Annotated in this window: 1 protein-coding gene; it reads right to left on the bottom strand. The window is 51.5% G+C overall.

Annotated elements, in window-relative coordinates; translation table 11 throughout:
• Positions 1 to 23: 23 nt before the first annotated feature.
• On the bottom strand, positions 24 to 1,055 hold the full coding sequence (locus AACR93_RS20050) for an IS630-like element ISAhy2 family transposase (RefSeq protein WP_001809438.1): 1,032 nt from the start codon (positions 1,053 to 1,055) through the stop codon (positions 24 to 26).
• Positions 1,056 to 1,164 lie beyond the last annotated feature (109 nt).

The following is a 1,164-nucleotide window of genomic DNA, read 5'->3' as shown; positions in this document are numbered from 1 at the left end:
CTAAATAACTGATCCCAATAGTGCTACACCTTCGCTGTGCCATAGCCATTCCCCGGGAAAGGAGACACGGTATCCATGAAGTGTTTCACTCGGGCCAGCAGGTTTGCCATCCCTCTGCATTGATGATTGCGCGTGATGGTTTCATGTAACTTGTGCCATAGCCGTTCTATGTGATTAACCCAAGGGCTGTAAACTGGCTGGAACACCAGGCAGAACTTGGGATTCTTCTTCAACCATCGCTCGGTCTGTTTGCTTTTGTGAATGATGTAGTTATCGAGGATCAACGTGATGGTTTTGGCTCGTCGGTAGTGGTGGCGCAGCTTTTCCAGCATGGCAATAAACAGCGATGAGTTTTTCTTGATCCCGCTGACGTAAAGTACCCTTCCGTTGCCTGCGTGGAGAACGCCTGCCAGATAATGCTTGGCATTCTGCCCCGGTGTGACAACCCGCTTTTGCTGCGCTCTGAACATCCAGTCGGCTCCTAATTTGGGATTGAGGTCTATATCGACTTCATCCTCATAAAACACCGGATTATCGGCATCACAGCGGGCCAGCGCGGCGTCGATATTCGCCATTTTTTCCTGATAGGCTGGGTCTTTTATCCGCAAGGTCGGCACGGGCCTGCGCCAGACAATGCCCATACGAGGTAACCATCGGCGGAGCGTGGAGGCTGCCACATTGAGCCCTGTTAACCGATTGATTTTTATAGCCAATAGTTCAGTACACCAACGGCTGCGCTGATAACCAAAATCTTGCGGAGAAAACTGCATGAGCAGCACCAGTAAGGTGACAATCTTGGCGATAGGTAAGACTGGGGCACGGCCAGCCGGTAAGGCTTCTAGCGCATCTATGCCTTCATCTCGATACCACCGAAGCCAACGACCGATGGTCGAGCGCGCAGCGCCGGTAAGGTGATGAACATCGGTGATCGTGCGTCCTTCATGTAACAGCAAGATGGCCATCAAGCGACGAGCATGTCCTTTATCACGGGTGGCATGGATGATTTTGTGAATGCGGCGCCGTTGTGGTCGTGGCAGAGGTGGTAGGATAGGCATCAACTCAGTCCTTTGGGTGTGGCTTGTTTTGTTTAGCGACTAATCAGATCGCACAAACTGGACTGAGTTCCCTTCCTCCGGTGATCTACTATTCGGAACAGCTATTTAG

It is taken from the genome of Aeromonas sp. L_1B5_3, assembly GCF_963866575.1.
Taxonomy (GTDB): domain Bacteria; phylum Pseudomonadota; class Gammaproteobacteria; order Enterobacterales; family Aeromonadaceae; genus Aeromonas; species Aeromonas jandaei.
Note: the sequence above shows the minus strand (reverse complement) of the source record. Positions and strands in the feature narration are given on the sequence as shown.